Source organism: Seleniivibrio woodruffii (assembly GCF_029267515.1).
Classification (GTDB): domain Bacteria; phylum Chrysiogenota; class Deferribacteres; order Deferribacterales; family Geovibrionaceae; genus Seleniivibrio; species Seleniivibrio woodruffii_A.
On sequence record NZ_JAJUIS010000001.1, the window covers coordinates 193,749 to 211,027 of the forward strand.

Annotated in this window: 15 protein-coding genes; 11 read left to right on the forward strand and 4 right to left on the reverse strand. The window is 47.3% G+C overall.

All coding sequences use genetic code 11. The features are described 5' to 3' along the window. Positions 1 to 167 precede the first annotated feature (167 nt). From groES to Q7P67_RS00925, 4 genes are all read left to right on the forward strand, one after another. Positions 168 to 461: a co-chaperone GroES gene (gene groES, locus Q7P67_RS00910; protein WP_303849772.1), complete on the forward strand. Its 294-nt coding sequence runs from the start codon at positions 168 to 170 to the stop codon at positions 459 to 461. Between the two features lie 29 nt (positions 462 to 490). Next, positions 491 to 2,128 carry a chaperonin GroEL gene (groL, locus tag Q7P67_RS00915; RefSeq protein ID WP_303849773.1) on the forward strand — a complete coding sequence of 546 codons (1,638 nt, stop codon included), beginning with the start codon at positions 491 to 493 and terminating at the stop codon, positions 2,126 to 2,128. A gap of 111 nt (positions 2,129 to 2,239) precedes the next feature. Then, positions 2,240 to 2,857, forward strand: coding sequence for a LysE family translocator (locus Q7P67_RS00920; protein WP_303849775.1), 618 nt, complete (start codon positions 2,240 to 2,242; stop codon positions 2,855 to 2,857). 172 nt (positions 2,858 to 3,029) lie between these two features. Next, positions 3,030 to 4,577, forward strand: a complete 1,548-nt coding sequence (locus Q7P67_RS00925) for a methyl-accepting chemotaxis protein (RefSeq protein ID WP_303849777.1) — start codon at positions 3,030 to 3,032, stop codon at positions 4,575 to 4,577. A gap of 20 nt (positions 4,578 to 4,597) precedes the next feature. Here the strand turns inward: Q7P67_RS00925 and Q7P67_RS00930 are convergent, their stop codons facing one another. Continuing rightward, positions 4,598 to 5,380, reverse strand: coding sequence for a GGDEF domain-containing protein (locus Q7P67_RS00930; protein WP_303849779.1), 783 nt, complete (start codon positions 5,378 to 5,380; stop codon positions 4,598 to 4,600). A gap of 121 nt (positions 5,381 to 5,501) precedes the next feature. Here Q7P67_RS00930 and Q7P67_RS00935 point away from each other — a divergent pair, with 121 nt between their 5' ends. The 7 genes from Q7P67_RS00935 (at position 5,502) to Q7P67_RS00965 (ending at position 12,726) form a co-directional block, all read left to right on the forward strand. Continuing rightward, on the forward strand, positions 5,502 to 6,989 hold the full coding sequence (locus Q7P67_RS00935) for a HAMP domain-containing sensor histidine kinase (RefSeq protein ID WP_303849781.1): 1,488 nt from the start codon (positions 5,502 to 5,504) through the stop codon (positions 6,987 to 6,989). Between the two features lie 90 nt (positions 6,990 to 7,079). Next, the gene (locus tag Q7P67_RS00940) at positions 7,080 to 7,589 is read left to right on the forward strand and encodes an HIT domain-containing protein (RefSeq protein ID WP_303849783.1); all 510 of its coding nucleotides are present in this window, start codon (positions 7,080 to 7,082) and stop codon (positions 7,587 to 7,589) included. Next, entirely contained in the window at positions 7,586 to 7,885 is a 300-nt protein-coding gene (locus tag Q7P67_RS00945; protein ID WP_303849785.1) for a lipopolysaccharide assembly LapA domain-containing protein, read from the forward strand. The genes Q7P67_RS00940 and Q7P67_RS00945 overlap by 4 nt, the downstream gene beginning before the upstream one ends. A 12-nt stretch (positions 7,886 to 7,897) precedes the next feature. Next, on the forward strand, positions 7,898 to 8,887 hold the full coding sequence (locus tag Q7P67_RS00950; RefSeq protein ID WP_303849787.1) for a lipopolysaccharide assembly protein LapB: 990 nt from the start codon (positions 7,898 to 7,900) through the stop codon (positions 8,885 to 8,887). 13 nt (positions 8,888 to 8,900) lie between these two features. After that, entirely contained in the window at positions 8,901 to 11,459 is a 2,559-nt protein-coding gene (mutS, locus tag Q7P67_RS00955) for a DNA mismatch repair protein MutS (RefSeq protein ID WP_303849789.1), read from the forward strand. After that, positions 11,456 to 11,968: a hypothetical protein gene (locus Q7P67_RS00960; protein WP_303849791.1), complete on the forward strand. Its 513-nt coding sequence runs from the start codon at positions 11,456 to 11,458 to the stop codon at positions 11,966 to 11,968. The genes mutS and Q7P67_RS00960 overlap by 4 nt, the downstream gene beginning before the upstream one ends. Further along, positions 11,965 to 12,726, forward strand: coding sequence for an MBL fold metallo-hydrolase (locus tag Q7P67_RS00965; RefSeq protein WP_303849793.1), 762 nt, complete (start codon positions 11,965 to 11,967; stop codon positions 12,724 to 12,726). The genes Q7P67_RS00960 and Q7P67_RS00965 overlap by 4 nt, the downstream gene beginning before the upstream one ends. Here the strand turns inward: Q7P67_RS00965 and Q7P67_RS00970 are convergent. Genes Q7P67_RS00970 through glmU form a run of 3 tightly spaced genes read right to left on the reverse strand, consistent with a single transcriptional unit; the run spans position 12,723 to position 17,275 of the window. Then, complete coding sequence (locus Q7P67_RS00970; RefSeq protein WP_303849795.1) at positions 12,723 to 14,039, reverse strand: hemolysin family protein; 1,317 nt, start codon at positions 14,037 to 14,039, stop codon at positions 12,723 to 12,725. The genes Q7P67_RS00965 and Q7P67_RS00970 overlap by 4 nt on opposite strands. Positions 14,040 to 14,091: 52 nt before the next feature. After that, complete coding sequence (glmS, locus tag Q7P67_RS00975; RefSeq protein ID WP_303849797.1) at positions 14,092 to 15,915, reverse strand: glutamine--fructose-6-phosphate transaminase (isomerizing); 1,824 nt, start codon at positions 15,913 to 15,915, stop codon at positions 14,092 to 14,094. Between the two features lies 1 nt (position 15,916). Next, positions 15,917 to 17,275 (reverse strand): bifunctional UDP-N-acetylglucosamine diphosphorylase/glucosamine-1-phosphate N-acetyltransferase GlmU, encoded by a 1,359-nt coding sequence (glmU, locus tag Q7P67_RS00980; protein WP_303849799.1) that lies wholly within the window; start codon positions 17,273 to 17,275, stop codon positions 15,917 to 15,919. Positions 17,276 to 17,279: the final 4 nt, after the last annotated feature.

Sequence of the window (17,279 nt, forward strand, 5' to 3'; positions counted from 1 at the left end):
CCAACGCAAGAAATTCCTTTCAAAACATCATTCAGATATTCATTTTTCTCTTGATTTTTAACCGTGGCGATTATATATATTTTCCTGTTAGCACTCTGCCTTATTGAGTGCTAACAAAACTACAAAGACTTCTTATAAAACTAATATAAGGTAATGGAGGAAAACAAATGGCATCAATCAAACCTCTTCAGGACAGGATTATTGTCAAACGCTTCGAATCTGAAGAAAAAACAGCTTCGGGCATCATCATCCCCGACAGTGCAAAGGAAAAACCAATGGAAGGCGAAGTTATCGCCGTAGGTCCCGGACGCACATATGACAACGGCAACAAAATGGAAATGACCGTTAAAGTCGGCGACAGAGTTCTGTTTGCAAAGTATGCAGGTACAGAGATCAAATTTGACGGTCAGGAATTTCTCATTATGAGAGAAGACGATATTCTCGGCGTCATTGCCAAGTAATTCATCCATTAAGTTAAGGAGCTAAAAAGATGGCTAAACAAATTATCTTCAGCGAAGACGCAAGACATGCAATTCTGAAAGGCGTTGACCAGCTTGCCAACGCTGTTAAAGTTACACTCGGACCCAAAGGACGCAACGTTGTTATCGAGAAAAAATTCGGTTCACCCCTTATAACTAAAGACGGCGTTACAGTTGCAAAAGAAATCGAACTGAAAGACCCGCTGGAAAACCTCGGCGCACAAATGGTTAAGGAAGTTGCTTCCAAAACCAACGACGTAGCGGGCGACGGTACTACCACTGCAACAGTTCTTGCACAGGCTATCTACCGCGAAGGCATCAAAAACGTGGTAGCAGGCGCAAAACCTATGGAAATCAAAAGAGGTATCGACAAAGCTGTAGCGGCTGTAATCGAAAAACTCGCTGAAATCTCCAAACCCATTCAGGACAAAAAAGAGATCGCACAGGTCGGCGCTATCTCCGCTAACAACGATTTCGAAATCGGTAACATCATCGCCGATGCCATGGACAAAGTTGGCAAAGACGGCGTTATAACCATTGAAGAGAATAAATCCACTGACACAGTGCTTGAAATTGTCGAGGGTATGCAGTTTGACAGAGGCTATCTGTCACCCTATTTCGTAACAGATGCAGACAACATGGAAGCTGTTCTTGAAAACCCCTATCTGCTTATCCTTGAAAGCAAAGTTTCCAGCATGAAAGACATCCTTCCCGTTCTTGAGCAGCTTGCAAAACAGAACGCACCCTTCCTCATCATTGCAGAGGACGTTGAAGGCGAAGCGCTGGCAACTCTCGTTGTCAACAGACTGAGAGGCACACTTAACTGCTGTGCTGTTAAAGCGCCCGGCTTCGGCGACAGAAGAAAAGAGATGCTGAAAGACATCGCAATCCTGACAGGCGGCAAGGTTGTTTCCGAAGAAACAGGCATGAACATCAATCAGGTTGCACTTTCCGACCTCGGACGCGCCAAAAAAGTCGTCGTAGACAAAGAGAACACTACAATCGTTGAAGGCGCAGGAAAAGCGGAAGACATTCAGGCTCGCGTCAACATGATCAAAAAACAGGCCGACGACACAACAAGCGACTACGACAAAGAAAAACTGCAGGAAAGACTCGCGAAACTTTCCGGCGGAGTTGCTGTTATCAAAGTCGGTGCGGCAACTGAAACTGAGATGAAAGAGAAGAAAGCAAGAGTTGAAGATGCACTTTCCGCAACAAAAGCAGCCGTTGAAGAGGGTATCGTACCCGGAGGCGGCGTGGCACTTGTCCGCGCTCTTAAAGCCCTTAACGGCATGAAACTGTCTGACGATCAGCAGGTTGGCGTTGAGCTTATCAAAAAAGCTCTGACATCACCCCTGAGCCAGATCGTTGCGAACGCAGGTTTCGACCCCGCAATCATCGTTAACGAAATCTCTAAATCCAAATCCAACACTTACGGCTTTAACGCCGCAACAGAAAAATATATGGATATGTTCGAAGCCGGCGTTATTGACCCCACAAAGGTTACACGTTCCGCACTTCAGAACGCAGCTTCCGTTGCAAGCCTTATGATTACAACAGAAGCACTTATCACTGAAATTCCCGAACCCAAAGCAGCAGGCGGAATGCCTGACATGGGCGGAATGGGAGGCATGGGCGGCATGATGTAATCATCATCCCGACTTGCTTAGATTAACTAATCAATCAGAGGCTGAAGCTCAAAAGGGTTTCAGCCTCTTTTTTTATTGATTAAAGGTCATAAAATAAATATTGTTTAAAAAATGAGTACATATCTTATTACCATCACAATCTTAACCATGGTGCCGGGTGCCGATACTATGATTACTCTCAGAAATACTCTGAGAGGCGGACTTAAAGACGGTCTGGTGTCGGACATTGGAATCAGCGCCGGTCTGTTCCTCCATGCGCTCCTCTCTGCTGTGGGGATGTCGGCTATTCTTCTCTATTCATCAGCAGCATTTACCCTGCTCAAAACACTTGGCGCTGTTTATCTTCTGTGGCTGGGCATCTCAAATATCAGAACATACATGCAGTCAAAAAACAAAAAAGAAAACATAGATGCAAAAGCATCTGCGTTCGTCTCTACCCGTTCAATCAAAGAGGGATTTCTCTCAAATGCGCTTAATCCCAAAATTGTAATATTTTACATGGCATTTTTGCCTCAATTTGTAAGTAAAGACGGCTCAGTAATATTTCAATCGCTCTTTCTGGCATTCATACATGCCAGCATCTCATTCATATGGTTAGGTATAATCTCGTATACCACAGTATCCGCCAGCGGCTTTATAATAAAGCCGAAAGTTCGTGAAAATCTGGAACTTGTTTCCGGTTTCATAATGATAATTCTTGGATTCAGACTTTTACTTGAGAAAAGATAAAAAGCCGTAAAATACATCGCCAGTCTCAAAACCCAGTCGAAAGGCTGGTTTTTTTCATTCTCCTACCAAATTTGGTGAGTAAAATCATTTACAATAACTTAACATTTTTATTGCTTATCATTCCCTGTTTTGTAAAAATAGATAAATATAGCTATCCGCATAGAGGCAAAAAATGAACAAGCTGACACTCAAAGAAAAATTTATGATTCTGGGGGCAATCTATATTATTTCCATGCTTTTCTGTTTTTTTATGACATGGCGCATATCGGAGGCTGAAGGTTCTCACGACGTTGCTTTCAGGCTTTATATGATAATATCAGCTGTGACCTGCGCAATCTTCTTTGTGATAATATACAAAGTCTTCAAAGAGATAGTAACGCCTCTTCGTGTTATGCGCGTTGTTCTTGATGAGCTTTCGAAAGGAACAAAGGATCTTACTAAGCGTCTTGAGGACAACGGCGGGGACGACATACGCGGTATGCTCCCGACAATGGTTCGCAATTTTAACAAATATCTTGATTCTCTGAATAAAGACTATGCAGATACTCTTCTTCTGGTGGGCGACGCCGGGGAACATATCATGCCTGTTTCAACAGCGATTGTTAAGGTTCGTGATTCTGTTGAGCAGAACGCAGAGATGGCAACTCAGGTTGCCGCCGCAGGCGAGGAAATGGGTGCCACCATAGGGGAGATATCAGCATCCGCCGAAGAATCTGCCGACAAGGCGAAAGCGACTGTTGAGCTTGCCAAAGAGGGCGGTCATTCTATAAATCTGGCAAAGGAATCGTCAGAGAACATGGCGGTCATAATAGCCAAACTGGAAAGAGAGATTACCACACTGACGGAAAAAGCATCACAGATAGGGGGAGTTATCTCCGTTATCAACGATATATCGGAACAAACAAACCTGCTTGCTCTCAATGCCGCCATAGAAGCAGCAAGAGCGGGCGAAGCGGGACGCGGATTTGCCGTTGTTGCGGACGAAGTGCGCAAACTGGCGGAGAAAACACAGTCCTCCACAAAAGAGATAGAGGTTATGGTCAGCGCCATGACAGGCAGCATTAAAGAGGTGTCCATGGGTGCTGCGGAGGTCGTTTCAGCGCTGGACGGACAAAAGGATGCCACAGAGAACGCTTACAGCAATTTCCAGACTATCCTGAGCGCCATAGAAGAGCTGGACAGCCTTGTATCCGGTATCTCGGCGGCTGTGAGCCAGCAGTCGGCAGCAACAGCACAGATAATGCAGAACGTCACCACTGTTGCCCACAACTCCGACATGACAAAAGAGGTCGTGCTTGCTCTTGTTAACGATACCGACATGCTTCTTAACAGCATAAAGAGTATATCCGACAAATACTCCAGCTATTCTCTCACCAGCAGGGCATACTATTTCGCGGCGGCGAAGATTGCCCATATCAACCTTATGAAAGGGCTTTTCGACTGCTACTCCAAAAACCAGTGCAACATAAACCTGCCTACGCATACGACCTGCACCTTCGGTCAGTTTTACTATGGCAAGGGAATGGAGATTTTCAGAGGAGACCATGATTACACGGCAATGGAAGGACCGCATAAGGATGTGCACTCCATGGCGCACAGGATAATGGATCTGATAAAATCCGGCAAAAAGCACGAGGCGGAACATTATCTTCCGGAGATGGAATCCATGGTGAGGAACTTTATCGCCATGCTTGAAAGACTGATAAGCAAATACAAATAGGGAGCTGCAAGGCTCCCTTTTTAGTCCAAAGGGCTTGCCACCCTGTTTCTTCCCTTCTGCTTGGCGAGATACAGATATTTATCCGCCTGCTCCACCAGTTTTTCAACGCTGTCAATACCGGCATCCGCAGGCATCATAACAGCACCTATGCTGAGAGTAACGCTGAACCTGCTGCGCACCGGACCGAACATCATGCGGGCTACGTTCTCGCGTATTTTTTCCGCGACCAGAACACCGCGTTTCAAATCGGTATAAGGCAGGATAACACCGAACTCGTCTCCGCCGAAACGTCCGCATACATCAGTCTTACGGATTGTGGCAGTCACTGTTTTAGCGGTTTCGCGAAGCACAGTGTCCCCTGTCGTATGACCATATCCATCGTTAATGCCTTTAAAGTTGTCTATATCGAAAAGCAGCAGACAGAATATCCCGTCTGGAAAACGCATATTCTTGTTGAACTCCATCTCTAGCAGTTCAATAAGAGCGCGTCTGTTGTACACTTCGGTAAGAAAATCCATTCGGGACATATCCATTGCGTCTTTGAAAAAACGGCGCATCTCCATAAGCCTTTTAACCGTGAAGTAAGAAACAACGGCAAAAAAAGAAAACAGAAAACCGGTGGCGATGTCAACGACATAGCTCTCATTTTCTGTCATCTGATAAAGCCTGCTCACCGGCTGGAAATACATAAACGCCGCAAAAAGCATAAGACCGGACGCAATGGCGGCAGCCATATCCTTTTTGAGCGCAAGTTTCATTTCACATACGATGTTTAAAGTTGATTTGGTCATATCGGTATTCATAAAAGGCACCTTTTTTGTGTGGTATAAATTATAAGACAATAATTAATAAAATGTGACTCCCATTAATAGGAGGTCGAAAAATATATTTGCCTTAATCAGCCTATTTTGTCAAAATGTCCGTATGAACATAAAACCTGCTTTCAGACGTTTTTTGAGCCTGCAGATAAAGATAACATCAATCATATTTCTGATTATGATGAGCTTCAGCTACGTTGTTGCCCACAAAATGAGTGAAAACGTTAAGCAGCAGACCTTTCAGATAACAAAAAACTATATCGAAAGTATTCCTTCGCTTATTTATAACTCCATGTACAACTTTATGCTGAACGGAGACAGGCAGTCCATAAACCGCCTTGTGCAGCACCTTGAAAAAGACAACAACATAATGGGCGTACATATTTTCAACAACAAATGGAAGCTCACCGAGTCGCTGCCGGAACTGGTGCACAAATATGACAAATCGTATATAGACACAATAGTTAAAAATCACACAAATGAAGGCTTCAAAGAAACGGTTATAAACGGAACGCGGGTGATGTCCTATTATACCCCGATACCTAACGCGCCGGAGTGCCATCTCTGCCATCTTCAGGAGGAAGGGGAGATACTGGGCCACCTTAACATTAACATCAACCTGACCTATCTCACGGAGATACTTGAGCGTGACGCAACGAACATCAAGGCGATTCTGATCATCTCAAACATCGTGCTTTTCGTCGTGCTGACAGTGCTTATAAACCTGATGGTAATCAGCCCTGTAAAGAGGATTGAACATGCAATGCAGGAGGTCGCCAACAACAACCTTGAGGTGCGGCTCGACGCTGATTCCGAAGACGAGTTCGGGAGGATGTCACGCCTGTTCAATTATATGGTATACTCCCTGCGCAAATCGTTCCGCACGGTTTCCGGCATCCATAAAAGTATGCTCCACAACGACAGGCTCATGACCATCGGAACTCTTGCCGCCGCTGTCAGCCACGAGATAAAGAACCCTCTTAACTCCATAATGCTTACATCTGACATACTTTCCATGCGCTGCAGGGAACAGCAGGAACTGACAAACCGCATAGCCTCCGATGCGGAGCGTATAAAAGATATAATAGACAACACACTGAATTTCTCCCGTATCGATGATGAACGTCACAACAGCATAATAAATATGAACAAGTTTGTTGACGACCTTTGCCACTATGCCGACAGAACTCTTTTCAAATGGACGGAGATACCCTTCCGCACAGACGTGGCAAAAAATCTCGGATACATATACGCAAACCCCGTGCATCTTGAGCAGATATTCCTGAACATTCTCCGCAACGCGTCGGAAGCTGTGGAAAACAACGACAGCCCCGTCATAACACTTACGGCGTACCGCAGAAACAACGAAACGGTTATCTCTGTCAGAGACAACGGAGCGGGGATTCCTGCCGGAATGAAAGACATGATCTTCAACGAATTTTATACCACAAAGCAGAACGGTACAGGCATAGGGCTTTACATTGTCAAGGAACTGACCGACAGATACAAAGGAAAGGTAAATTTTGAATCGGAACAGGGAAGAGGAACCGTATTTTCGGTTGTTCTCCCCACAAACAGAGAACCGGAGATGTAATTTCCACCTATCCTCGGTATTGATAAACAGACCTCAACCTGATATAAGATACAGATAGGGTTTTATTCAAACCCATGGCACGGAGATATTATGCAGACAGGTATCAAAAAGCTCTGGGCGCCGTGGCGCATGTCATATATCAGCAAACTGGGCGGAAAGGACGAAGGATGTATCTTCTGCTCAAAGCCGAAACAACAGAACGACCGGGATAATCTTATCCTTTACCGGGGAAAGACAGCGTTCATTATAATGAACCTGTACCCATACAATAACGGTCATTGCATGGTGATACCCTACAAACACACGTCGGATTTCACCGAACTCACAGATGAAGAGATGCTTGAGCTGATGCAGCTTACCAGGCTGACCATAAAAGTGTTCAAGAAAGTGTTCAACCCCGAAGGATTTAACACGGGATTCAACCTCGGCAGAGCCGCAGGAGCAGGCATAAGCCAGCACATCCACCTGCACGTGCTTCCGAGATGGGTCGGCGATACGAACTTTATGCCCGTTCTTGGCGAAACAAGGGTCATCGGCGAACATATCTTCGATACCTACGACAAACTGAAAAAAGTATTCGACGAGGAGACAAAAGCATGAGAGCCATAGCAGGACTTATTAAAATAGCCGTTACACTGGTTATAATCGTTTTTGCAATTATGAACGTTGACAACGTTGAGGTTAAATATTTCTTCGGTCAGCCGACGCTTAAAATGCCGCTGTTCATAGTCATTCTCGGCTCTATGCTCTTCGGCATCGTGCTTGCCACGCTGATGTATTATCTCGACAGATTTAAAATGTCGCACCAGATAAGCAGTCTGAAAAAGCAGGTTAAAAAGCAGGATGACGAGCTTGAACGCCTGCGCAACATCCCCTTTATGGACAAAATGGACTAATCAGAGGACTGCATGAAATACAGCACCGATTTTTTAAAAGGACTTTCCGCTCTCACAGAGGGCAACTATGAAAAAGCAGCGTCTTTCCTTAAAAACGCGGCTATGGATAACAAAGAACGCATCGAGGCGTACTACACAGCCGGACTTGTCTTCAAAAAGCTCGGACAATACGACAAGGCTGCGTATGTTATTGAGACCATACTCAGAAGCGACGACGTTGACAGCCACACAAAGCGTACTCTTAACGTTGAACTTGGCAAGATAATGTTTGCCGCAGGCAACTTTAAACAGGCAGCAAAACAGCTTGAAATGACCTCCGACCCCGACGGTATCATGCTTAAAGCGAAGGCGCTCCGCGAAACAGGACAGTTTGACGAAGCCGCGAACACATATAAATCCCTTGCCCGCATGACAGGCATGAACCTGGACAACGAAATAGGATACTGTTACTACCGCTGTGTCGTCACAGACAAACAGGAAGGCTACACCAAGTGTTTTGCTCAGGCACTTAAATACATACCCAAATCAAGGGTTCTCCGCATGGCGCTCATCGACCAGCATCTGCTGGAGGGCAGAGGCGCAAAGGCCGTTGAAGAGATAGAGAGCTTCATTCAGGACGGGCTGACAGCAACCCATCACGACATGATGAAGTTTCAGACCATCTTCTTTGACGAAGGCAAGTTCGAATGGCTTGTCCGCCACTGTCTTAAACGCATAAACGCGGGTTCCGACAATCCGTTCAACTATACGTATGTAATCTCCCGATATCTTTCCACAGGCAACAAGGACAAGGCGGAGGCGTTCATCGACAGATATGTGAAAAACTTCGGTCCCACCAACATTATAGCCCGCGCGTCGCTCTCCATTGAGCATAACGCTATGCTGGCTCTGGTGCTGGAACACGCGGATTTTTATAAATGCACCGCGTGCGGCTCCACAGCGAAGGACTACTCCGACACTTGCAAGGCATGTCACTCGTTTGAAACCTTAAAACCTATGTAAGCGGGGTCTTTCTGTGAGCAAACCGGAAAAGATCACTCCCATGATGCAGCAGTTTTATGAAATGAAAGAGAAGCATCAGGGTTCCCTTCTGTTCTTCCGCATGGGGGATTTTTATGAGATGTTCGGCGAAGACGCCGTCACCGCATCAAAAATCCTCGGAATTGCCCTCACCTCGCGGGAAAAGGACAAAGAGAACGGTATGCCCATGTGCGGCGTACCCCACCACAGCTATCAGGCATACCTTGTGAAACTCCTGAAAGCAGGACTTAACGTCGCCATATGCGACCAGCTCGAAGATCCTGCGCAGGCGAAAGGTATTGTGAAACGCGGCGTAACGAAGGTTATGACCCCGGGTACCGTTGTTGATGAAGCGGCTCTCCCTGCATCTGACAATAACTTCTTTGCCTGTATATACAAATCCGACAAAAACTACCGCCTGGCATTCGCGGACTCATCCACCGGCGAGATATACCTCGAACCCGCTACCGAAGAAACCGTAAAGGACATAATAGCCAGATACAGCCCCAAAGAGACCGTGCGCAATTTCAAAGTCACCGACGAAGCAGATTTCAGCTTTTTCGGCACTTTTTCTGAAAGCCTCGCCCAGCGCGAAGTGGCTGAATATTACAGCGTTGCGGCACTGAAATCTCTTGGAATAGACGATAATTTGTTCGCCTGTCCCGTATACATGGCTATCCGGCACCTGCAGCGTGTAATGCTTGACGTTAAACTTCTCAAACCCCGCCTGGTAACTGACGACGAAAGGGTTTATCTGGACAGCGTGGCTTCCTCCACTCTTGAACTGGTGAAAAACAGCAGGGACGGCGGCGAGGAGAACACCCTTTTCTCCGTTCTGAACCATACACAGACCACTATGGGGTCGCGGCTTCTGAAAAAATGGCTGCTGAACCCGCTGCGCAATGTGGAAAATATCCGCAGACGGCAGGAGATAACTGAATTTTTCATCAACAGACAGGACACTGCGGACGGGCTTAGAAACCAGCTCTCCGAAGTTTACGACGTTGAACGTATCGCCACCAGAATAGGTGCCAACAGATGCAATGCGAAAGATCTCGTATGGCTTAAAAACTCAACCAAGACCTTCCCCATCATAAAATACATGCTGGAAAGCTGCGACAATCCGCTCATAGCCGAAATGGCTGCGGGATTTGACGCTCTGGACGACCTTACAGGACTTATCGACGGCGCCATAGACGACAATCCGCCCATGACTCTTATGGATGGAGGATTAATCCGCGCCGGATATAACGCCGAAGTGGACGAGCTGCGCGACATAAAGGACAACAGCAAAAACATCCTCATGAAAATTGAGGCGCGGGAAAAAAGCGCCACAGGTATCAGCACCCTCAGGGTGAAATACAACAAAGTTTTCGGATATTACATCGAAGTTTCAAAGGGTGCTCTGGACAAGGTGCCATACCACTACGTCCGTAAGCAGACAATAGTAAACGGTGAAAGATACATAATCCCAGAGCTTAAAGAGCTGGAAGACAAGATTCTCAATGCCGATTCCAGACTTTTTGCACTGGAATATGAGATTTTCACTGAAATCAGACTGAAAATAGCGGAAAACGCACAGCGCATCAGAAATTCGGCATCCGTTGCGGCGGAACTGGACGTACTCCTGTCGTTTGCAAAAGCCGCTGTGAAAAACAACTACGTCAAACCGCACGTCACTGACAGCGACGCCATAATCATAAAAGACGGCAGACACCCAGTTGTCGAGCGGAACATCAGAAACGGCTACGTTCCCAACGATGTAGAGATGAACACGGCGGACAGCCGACTTTCCATCATCACAGGTCCCAACATGGCGGGTAAATCAACCTATCTGCGAATGTGCGCGCTCATTACGATGATGGCGCATACAGGTTCCTTCGTTCCGGCAGCCTCAGCGGAGATAGGACTTGTGGACAGGATATTCACCCGTGTGGGCGCAAGCGACAACCTCGCCGGTGGAGAATCGACTTTCATGGTGGAGATGGTGGAAACTTCCAACATTCTCAATAATGCCACTGAAAAGTCACTGCTTATCCTTGACGAGATAGGCAGGGGTACATCTACCTTCGACGGCGTTTCAATAGCGTGGTCAATAGCCGAATACATCGCCGACAAAGTAAAAGCAAAAACTCTCTTTGCAACCCATTACCACGAAATGACAGACATAGCCATGACCAATGCAGGCGTTAAGAACCTTGCAACTCAGGTACTTGAGCACAAGGGCGAGCTTATCTTCATGCGCAAGGTTATAGAGGGCACCGCAGACAAGAGCTACGGAATACACGTTGCGGAGCTTGCGGGACTGCCCAAAAAAGTGGTCAAGCGGTCTTACGAAATATTAAAAAACCTTGAAAAGAATGAGCTTTCTCCTCATGGTATAGTGAATACCCCCAGGAGCGGGAAGGATACGGGCGGAGTTGTGCAGACTATGCTGGTGTTCGACGACCACCCTGTTGTGGATGAGCTTAGAAAACTCGACCTTAACAGCATCACCCCCCTCATGGCGCTGAATGTACTTGCAGCCATGAAGGAAAAGGCGGACAAGGAATGACGCTTGCAGGTTTCCTGTCGTTCTATTCAAATCTGACGCTCACAGTTTGCGTTGCATTCGCCGCAATCCCTTTCTGGGTACCTGTCGGCGCGGCGTTGATGCAGGATGCCGATCTAACCCTTATGCTTCTTGTGACAGCCGCATCCGTCGCATCGAAAATATACGCAAAAAGCGCTGTTAAAGCGCATCTCTTCACCTCTGAAACCTCTTTTTCAACTGCTTTTCTGATTATAACCGGCATAGGCATGATGGCTGTTCTGATGGTTTACGGCGCGTCCGGCACAGAGGGCGACATAGGTATTGCCGCCATATGCGTTACTCTCATCATAATGTTCTTTTTCCGGCAGTTCAGAGAGTCTGTTCAGTGGACAAGAACAATGATTCATCTGCTCATCTTTTTTCTCTGGTTCGGTTTTCTCAACTCAGGCGAACCCGTATACGCCTATGGGGCAATATCCCTCTATTTTATACAGTTCTACCGCAGATTCAACAGAGCGGCAGCGGTATGACTTTTAACTGCGTATCTTCCGGCAGTTCCGGCAACTGCTATTTCCTTGAACTTGACGACAGAGTTGTATTCGTAGACTGCGGCGTCACCATGAAGAGCATCCTATCAGCAATCGACATAACCCGTTTTCAGGGTAAAGAGATACAGCTCTTCATAACCCACGAGCACCACGACCATGTGAGCGGTCTGAAGCCTTTCATAAACAGATTTTCACCTAAAATATTCGCAAGCGAAGGCACGGCGTCCGCACTTTACGGCACGGTCGGAACCACATCCCACATTTACGTTCTCGACGGCGGCTGCGAATATGACATAGACGGGGTTTCGGTTATTCCATTCGACATAAACCACGACAGCAACGAGCCTTTCGGCTATCGCATAAACCTCGGAGAAAAGGTTGTCACCTTCGCAACAGACCTTGGAATTGTATCGAAAGAAGTGGAAAAATTTCTGTGCTGCACAGACGTGCTGGTTCTGGAATCGAATTATGAACCGAAACTGCTGGAAGCGGGCAAATATCCCGCATATCTGAAAAAAAGGATAGCGTCACAAAAGGGGCATCTGTCAAACAAGGATGCGGTGAAACTTCTCAGCACCATTTGCGATACAGGGCTCGGTAAGGTCTTTCTCGCACATGTCAGCGAGGAGAACAACGACTACGAGCTCCTTGAAAACTATGCGAAATACTGCCGTAAAAACTTCAACATAGAGACCAGCGTCCTGCGCAAAGAGACCCCGCGAACCGGAATACTATTTTAAACGATGTCCTCTTCGTCCTCTGTCTTAACCTGCACGCGTACCTTTGTAATACGTTTATCCTGCACCTCTTCCGCTGTGAATACAAAATTGTTCCACTCCGCGGTGTCACCCGTAACGGGTATCCTGTCCAGAAGCCCTGTGACAAAGCCGCCCACTGTGTCAAACTCGTCCACAGGAAATTCAGCCAGAAAGAAGTCACGCAGACGGAACAGATTAAGAGTGCCGTCCACAACGAATATGTTTCCCCCGCTCTCGGTTATCTCAAGCTCTTCCTCATCATATTCGTCAACTATGCTACCCACTATCTCTTCGAGAAGATCTTCCACCGTAACAATACCAGCTGTGCCTCCGTATTCGTCTATTGCGACTGCCATCTGACGTTTGTTTGCCTGCATATCGGTGAAAAGAAGATCCAGCCGTTTCGTCTCCGGCACAAACATAGGCTCACGCATCATCTCTGACAGCGTGAATCCTGCACCTGTCGGGTTATCCGCAAGGAAGCTGAGTACGTCCTTAGACTGCAAAATACCGACAATGTTGTCTATGTTCTCTTTATATATGGGGATACGTGAGTACTGCTCGGTTTTCAGAACCTTTATGGTCTCTTCGAATCCGGCGTCCAATGGCAGTGCGCATATTTTTATGCGGTGCGTCATGATATCTGCCACGTTCTTGTTGTTGAAATCGAAGATGTTGTTGATCATCTGTTTTTCGCTTTCGTGGATGGTTCCGCGCTCCTCGCCGACGTCCACCATCATTCTAATCTCCTCTTCAGTGACGTTTTCGTCCTCCTCTTCTGGGTTAACCCCCGCAAGACGTACAAAAAAATTCGTCGAAAGAGAGAGTAGTTTTACAAAAGGAGCCGTGCTGACATAAAGTACATGCAGAGGTTTCGCAGTCAGCCTGGCTATATATTCCGCCTTTTTCATGGCAAGGCGCTTAGGCACCAGTTCGCCAAGAACAAGTGTGAAATAGGAAAGAATAAGTGTAATAAATACCATTGAAATGGTTTTCAGCCATTGTTCGGGTATAGCCGGAAACGTGCTTGCAAAGTAACGCGCCGACCTGTCAGCAAAAGTTTCCGAAGCATAGGCACTGGCAAGAAACCCCGCCAGGGTGATGCCTATCTGTATGGTTGCAAGGAACCTGCCCGGTTCTTTCAGAAGCGACTGTATCAATATCGCTTTTTTGTCCCCGCTCTCAGCCTGAATCCTCAGTTTGTTGTCGTTCAGAGAAATGAGCGCTATTTCCGATGCCGCAAAAAATGCGTTCAGAAGTATAAGAAACACAAGAAAGGTCAGTTCCGTTATCAACACTGTCTCCTTTTATTATTAAAAAGAAGGCGGCACAGAGCCGCCCCGTAAACTATTCTACTGTAACCGATTTCGCGAGGTTCCGCGGCTGGTCAACGTCAAGTCCCAGAAGACTCGCCACATAATACGAGAATATCTGTGTAACGACAACCGCTGGGAAAACGGAGAGTTCATCCGCAATAGCGGGTATCTCTATCTTGTGGTCAGCCAGCTTATCAAGTCCCGTATCGCCCTCTGTCACAACGGCGATAACGATTCCATCTCTGGATTTAACCTCCTGAACGTTAGACGCTATCTTTTCGTAAACTGCTGACTGAGGGCATATCATAAACACAGGAAGATTTTCGTCTATCAGTGCTATGGGACCGTGTTTCATCTCGCCCGCCGGATAACCTTCCGCGTGGATATAGGATATCTCTTTGAGTTTCAGAGCACCCTCAAGGGCTATGGGATAGTTAACGTTTCTGCCCAGATAGAGAAAATCTTTGGCATCCTTAAACTTTTTGGCAAGAGACAGAATATAGTCTTCCTGTTTCAGCACCTTTTCTATGGTTTCGGGAACTCTCACAAGCTCCTGAAGATAATGTCTTATCTGCTCCGGCGTAAGCGTCTTTTTGGTCTGTGCAAGCTGGAGCGCGAACAGAAAGAGGCTCGCCACCTGAGTTGTGAACGCTTTTGTCGATGCTACGCCTATTTCCGGTCCCGCATGGGTGTAAACAGTGCTGTCCGCCTCGCGGGAAACGGTTGAACCCACCACGTTGCAAACCGCCGCCACAGCAGCCCCCATTTTCTTTGCTATGCGCATGGCGGAAAGTGTATCCGCTGTTTCTCCGGACTGGGTTATGGCGACGAAGAGTGTCTTGTCGTCAATCACGAGATCCCTGTAGCGGAACTCTGAAGCTATATCCACCTCGACTGGTATCTTCGCGAACTTCTCTATATAGAACTTGCCGATAAGACCTGCGTGCCAGCTTGTTCCGCACGCAACTATCACTATTCGGTTGAAGCTGTTTATCCTGTCCTGTATCCCCTCAAGCAGTTCGTTTCCGATGGTTCCGCTTTCAAGGCTGAACTTACCCCGTATGGTGTCTATGATGGCTCTGGGCTGTTCGTGTATCTCTTTCTGCATAAAGTGGCTGTATCCGGCCTTCTCTGCCATCACAGGGTTCCAGTCAATAACCTTTATCTCTCTTGTTACAGGGTTGTCGTTACTGTCGTAAATCCGGTATCCGTCCTTTTTCAGACAGGCAACATCTCCGTCCTCCATGAATATGAAGCGGCGGGTATGTGACAGCACGGCAGGGATATCGCTTGCGGCGAACATCTCACCGTCGCCAACGCCTATTACAAGTGGGCTGTCCTTCCTTGCGATGATTATTTTGTCAGGTTCCTTCTCGCTGATTATAGCGAGACCGTAAGAGCCGTGCACCTGTTTCAGTGTTTTCTGAACACTTTTCAGCAAATTGCCTTCATAGTTGTCATGAATCAGGTGGGCAACCACCTCCGTATCGGTTTCGGATGCGAATGAATATCCTTTATCCAACAGAAACTTTTTTAGTTCCAGATAGTTTTCAATGATACCGTTGTGGACAACAGTAAGCTCGTTTGACCTGTGGGGATGGGCGTTCTCAAAAGAGGGTTTGCCGTGTGTAGCCCAGCGGGTGTGACCTATGCCGAGTTTAGCCGTAAAACGTTTTTCAGCTATCTGATTTTTCAGGTTTATCAGCTTGCCGACACTGCGCTCGATCTCAATGCCTTCTGCTTCCATCAGGGCAAGCCCTGCGGAGTCGTATCCTCTGTATTCCAGCTTTGTGAGACCTTCGACAAGTATATGTGATGCTGTCTGTTCGCCTATATATCCGACAATTCCGCACATATCATTCAACCCCTTTTTTCTTTTTCCATGCAGAGACCCAGCCCTCCATGTTCTGCTGTTTCGCGCGGGTGATGCCCAGCGCGTCGGCGGGAACGTCTTTTGTGATAGTGGAGCCTGCGGCTATGAGCGCGCCCTTGCCCACCTTAACAGGAGCCACGAGCTGAACGTCGCTCCCCACGAAAACCCCGTCCTCAATTATAGTTTTATATTTACTGTATCCGTCATAGTTGCATGTGATGGTTCCGCAGCCGATATTAACGTCTTTTCCTATCTCTGCGTCACCGAGATACGTAAGATGGCTCGACTTGGAACCGATACCCATCTTAGCTTTTTTAAGCTCTACAAAGTTACCCACCTTATTATCACCTTCAAGCACGCTTCCGGGGCGGAGATGCGCCATGGGTCCGATATGGCTTTCCGCGCCGACGTGGCTTTCAGTTATGAGGCAGTTCTCTTTGATCTCACAGTTTTCGGCGATAACACTGTCCTTAATGCGTGTTCCGGAATATATCACGCTGCCCCTGCCTATTTTTGTGTCCCCCTCAAGGAAAACGTTGGGATAGATAACGACGTCGTTGTCTATCTCCACCGTACCGTCACAGTAGAAGGTTTTGGGGTCGAGCAGGGAAACGCCGTTCATCATATGCTTTTCCGCCAGCCTGTCCCAGAGAACGCGGGATGCTTCCGCAAGCTGAACGCGGTTGTTCACCCCCAGAAACTCGGTCTCGTCCTTGCAAAGGTGCGCGTATGAACCCTTTTTAACAATATCCGTCAGGTAGTATTCTCCCTGAGCGTTGTTGCAGTCCATCCCCTCAAGCCTCGCCATAAGCTCTTTGCTGTCGCAGAGATAGATGCCGGTATTTATTTCGTCCTCGCGTTTTTCGTCTTCCGTCGCGTCCTTTTCCTCAACAATCTTTATTACAGAACCGTCGATTCCGCGGATAACCCTTCCGTATCCGAAAGGATTTTTCACCTTAACGGACATGAACGATATAGGATGTTTTTCCGCCGCTTCAATGAAGTTTTTCAGTGTTTCCGGTTTAACAAGGGGCATATCACCGCAGAGGATGAGTACCTTTCCGTTAAAACCGCTTATGCTGTCCGCCGCCGCCATCACCGCGTCGCCGGTTCCCCGCTGTGCTGTCTGAACTGAAAATTCAGCCTTTCCGGCAAGGTGTTTCTGAACAAGTTCCGCCCCGTTGCCGATGACAACGTTGATACGCTCCGCTCCAAGCCCGGAAGCAGCATCAACAACATAGTCTACCATGGGCTTTCCGGCTGCTTTGAATAGTACCTTCGGCGTATCGGACTTCATGCGCGTCCCTTTGCCCGCCGCAAGGATAAGCACCATAAGATTCATAACG